At 75.1% G+C, this 3,902-nt stretch carries 4 protein-coding genes and 1 pseudogene; 4 read left to right on the top strand and 1 reads right to left on the bottom strand.

The features are described 5' to 3' along the window. The 4 genes from E1267_RS42955 to E1267_RS42940 form a co-directional block, all read left to right on the top strand. A partial coding sequence (locus tag E1267_RS42955; RefSeq protein ID WP_165960119.1) for an alpha/beta hydrolase fold domain-containing protein occupies nt 1–430 on the top strand: 430 nt, incomplete at its 5' end. Between the two features lie 39 nt (nt 431–469). Continuing rightward, nucleotides 470–1,585 (top strand): acyl-CoA dehydrogenase family protein, encoded by a 1,116-nt coding sequence (locus E1267_RS42950; protein ID WP_132341954.1) that lies wholly within the window; start codon nt 470–472, stop codon nt 1,583–1,585. Then, a complete protein-coding gene (locus E1267_RS42945) occupies nt 1,582–2,556 on the top strand; it encodes an acyl-CoA dehydrogenase family protein (RefSeq protein WP_132341952.1) in 975 nt (324 codons plus the stop codon). The genes E1267_RS42950 and E1267_RS42945 overlap by 4 nt, the downstream gene beginning before the upstream one ends. After that, a complete protein-coding gene (locus E1267_RS42940; RefSeq protein ID WP_132341950.1) occupies nt 2,553–3,365 on the top strand; it encodes a TIGR03619 family F420-dependent LLM class oxidoreductase in 813 nt (270 codons plus the stop codon). Before E1267_RS42945 ends, E1267_RS42940 begins: the two co-directional genes overlap by 4 nt. Nucleotides 3,366–3,375: 10 nt before the next feature. On the opposite strand, the pseudogene E1267_RS45160 reads toward E1267_RS42940, so the two are convergent. Next, nucleotides 3,376–3,902 (bottom strand): annotated as a pseudogene (locus E1267_RS45160) (hypothetical protein); the annotation flags it as partial.

Here is a 3,902-nt window from a genome sequence, read left to right as displayed (position 1 = left end):
GGACAACAGCGAGCCGGGGGTGGTGTTCCAGCTGCTGGTCTGCCCGATGCTCGACGACCGCAACACCACGCCGTCCAGCCTGGAGTTCACCGAGGCGGTGGGGTGGGACAGGGCCTCCAACCTCTACGGCTGGAGGGCGCTGCTCGGCGACGCGATCGGCACGGACGACGTCTCCCCGTACGCGGCCCCGGCCAGGGCGGCCGACCTCGCCGGGCTGCCGCCCACGTTCGTCGACGTGGGGGAGCTGGAGGTGTTCAGGGACGAGTGCGCCGGCTACGCGCTGCGGCTGGCGCAGGCAGGGGTGTCGACGGAGTTCCACCTGTATCCCGGGGCGTTCCACGGGTTCGACGTCGTGGTGCCCGGCACCGCGCTCAGCCGCAGAGCCGTGGAGGCGCGGGTGGCGGCGCTGGAACGGGCGCTCCACGGTTGACCCCTGGCACGCGAACCAAGCGTGCGCTAGGTTGGTTACGTGGATCTCGACTTCTCCCCGGCCGAGCGGGACTTCCGAGCCGAGGTTCGTGACTGGCTGCGCGCGCACGTGCCGCGACCGCTTCCTCCCATGGACACCGCGGAGGGCTTCGCGGCACACCGCGCCTGGGAGGCGCTGCTGGCCGGGGCGCGGCTGTCCGTCGTCTCGTGGCCCGAGCGGTACGGCGGACGCGGCGCCTCCCTCATCGACTGGCTGATCTTCGAGGAGGAGTACTGGGCCGCCGGAGCCCCCGCCCGGGTGACCCAGAACGGCATCTTCCTTCTGGGGCCGTCCCTCATGGAATTCGGCACGCCCGAGCAGCGCGACCGCTGGCTGCCGCGGATGGCGAGGGGCGACGACGTCTGGGCGCAGGCCTGGTCGGAGCCCGAGGCCGGCAGCGACCTGGCCGCCCTCACCTCCAGAGCAGAGCCCGCGCCCGGCGGCCGGCGGCTGTACGGCCACAAGACGTGGAGCTCGCGCGCCGCCCACGCCACCCACGGATTCGGCCTCTTCCGCACCTTCGGCACGCGCCACCACGGCCTCACGTACGTCATGTTCCCCATGGACGACGTCGTCGTCCGGCCGCTCGCGCAGCTCGACGGGCTGCCCGGGTTCGCCGAACTGCACTTCGACGGAGTGTTCGCGCCGGAGTCGATGGTGCTGGGCGAGCCGGGCGACGGATGGCGGATCGCGATGGCCACCACGTCGTCCGAACGCGGACTGACCCTGCGCAGCCCCGGACGTTTCCTCGCCACCGCCGATCGGCTCGTCGCGCTCGCCCGCGACGCCGACCCCGCCCTCGCCGACCGGGCCGCCCGATGCTGGATAGACGCGGAGGCGTACCGGCTGCACACGTACGCCACCGCGCGGCGGCTCATGGCGGGCGAGCAAGCCGGGCCGCGGGCCAGCATGGGTAAGGTGTTCTGGTCCGAGCTGGACCTGCGCATGCACGCCCTCGCCATGGACCTGCTCGGCGACCGGGCGGGCGACACGGCCTGGCTCGACGGGTTCCTGTTCGCGCTGGCGGGCCCCGTCTACGCGGGAACGAACGAGATCCAGCGCACCATCATCGCCGAACGTGTCCTCGGGCTGCCCAGGGCGGGGGTGCGGCGGTGAACTTCGGCTTCACCGGCGACCAGCTCGCCCTGGGCGCGACCGTACGCGACGTGCTGCGGGCGCACTGCCCGCCGTCCGAGCTGCGCACCGAGCGGCGGCCCGCCTGGAAACAGCTCGCCGGCCTCGGCTTCTTCGGGCTGCTGCTGCCCGCGGATTCCGGCGGCCTGGGGTTGTCGCCGGCCGACGTCCTGCCGGCGCTGGAGGAGACAGGGCGGGCGTGCCTTCCTGGGCCCGTCGTGGAGACCGCCGTGCTGGCGCCGTACCTGGTGGCGAGCCTGCCCGGCCTGGCCTCCGGCACGGTGTGCGTGAGCGTGCTGCCTCCGGGACAGGCGTACGCGGCGGACGCCGACCTGGCCGACCTGCTGGTGGTGGCGCGGGCAGGCGGCTGGCATCTGGTCCGCAAGGAGTCCGTACGCCTCGCGCCCCGCCCCGGCGTCGATCCGTGCCGGCCGCTGTTCGAGGTGGACTTCGAGGTGTCGGAGGAACTGGCAGGGTCGGTCGAGTCCGCGCTGCTCGCCGTCACCGTCGCCACGGCGGCGCAGCTCATCGGGGTCGCCAGGGAACTGCTCGCGGTCACCGTCGCGTACGCGCGGGCCAGGACGCAGTTCGGGGCGGCCATCGGGTCGTTCCAGGCCGTCAAGCACCGGCTCGCGGACGTCGCCGTGGCCGTCGAGTTCGCCGCGCCCCTCGTGCACCGGGCGGCCCTCTCGGCGGGAGGGCCGGCAGGGGCGCCGCGGCCCAGCGCCGAACGGGACGTCAGCGCCGCCAAGGCCGCCGCGGGGGAGGCCGCCGGCCTGGCGGCGCGGGCGGCGCTGCAGGTGCACGGGGCGATCGGGTACACCGAGGAGCTGGATCTGCGGTTCTGGCTCGCGCGGGCCTGGTCGTTGTCCGCCGCGTACGGCACCGCGGCCGCTCACCGCGCACGCCTGCGCACCGCCGTGCTCGGCGGCGGCCCGGGGCGGTACCCGTGAAGTTCGGTGTTCCCCTCGGGCTGCTGAATCCCGCCGCGTGGAAGGACGTGGCGGTGGCCGCGGACGAGCTGGGCTTCGAGTCGGTGTGGCTGCCCGAGCACCTGGTCCTCACCACCGACCTGTCGACGGCGGGCTACCCGGGCGGCACCGCGCCGGGGATCAGACCGGGTACGCCGTTGTTCGACGCGCCCGCGTGTCTGTGCTGGCTCGCCGCGTTCACCTCCCGCGTCAAGCTCGGCACGGCGGTGCAGCTCCTCGCCCTGCGGCACCCCTTCGTGTCGGCGCGGGCGTTCGCCACGCTGGACGTCGTCTCGTCGGGACGGGCCATCTGCGGGGTCGGCGCTGGCTGGTACCGAGGGGAGTGGGAGGCGACCGGCATCCCGTTCGGCACGCGCGGGGCGCGGCTGGACGAGGCGATCGAGGTGGTCAGGCGACTCTGGAGCGAGCCGGTGGTGGCTCATTCCGGGAGGTTCTACTCATTCCCGGAGGTCGCGTTCGAGCCGAAGCCGGTGCAGAGGCGGCTGCCCGTGCTCGCGGGTGGGGAGTCGGCCGCCGCCCTGCGCAGGGCGGCCCGGCTCTGCGACGGCTGGATCAGCATGCCGCACACGATCGAGTCGATCAGGCCGCAGCTCGACCGGCTCGGGCCGGGGGTGCCCGTGACGGTGCACGCCCACGCGCCGGCCTCCCCCGACGAGGTGCCCGCCTGGGAGGCGCTCGGCGTGGAACGGCTCATCGTACGGCCGTGGACGCGCGGACGCGACGCCGTCTCCCGGCTGGCCGCCTTCGCCGCCGACCACGGGCTCGTGTAGGGGGACCCGGTCAGGCGCGGTGGCGTCCTCTTCCGGGACGGGTGCCGCCCGCGCCGGCGAGTTGACGGCCGTCGTCGGGGCGGGTCGTCCTGCGGTGCCTGCGTCCCCTCAGCGGCAGGTCCTGCACGAACGCCTCGGCGCCGCGCGCCTCGCCGGGCCGCCTGGACTGCGCGCGACCCGCAGGACCGTGCTGTCCGTGCTGCCCCTGCTCCTGCCGGCCGGCGTACGGCGCCCTGGCGGGTTGCGGCGCACCGCCGGGACGGGGACCGTGGACGTCCGGCGAGCCGGGCTGCTGGCGGCGGTGGCGGCGGCCGCGCGACGGCAGGTCCGACGCGAACGCGGGCTCCTCGGCCAGCCGCTCGTGCCGCCGCCTCCGCCCGCGATAGGGCCCGCCGGACGTACGGTCCCGCCCGCTGGAGTCGCGGTCCGCACCGCTGCCGGACGTGTGGTCGGGCACGTTGCCCGAGGTGCGGCCGGGCACGCCGCCGTCGGGGAGCCAGCCGGCGTTGACGGGGCTGGCGAGCGGGCCGGGCGCTC

Source organism: Nonomuraea longispora (assembly GCF_004348345.1).
GTDB lineage: Bacteria > Actinomycetota > Actinomycetes > Streptosporangiales > Streptosporangiaceae > Nonomuraea > Nonomuraea longispora.
Note: the sequence above shows the minus strand (reverse complement) of the source record. Positions and strands in the feature narration are given on the sequence as shown.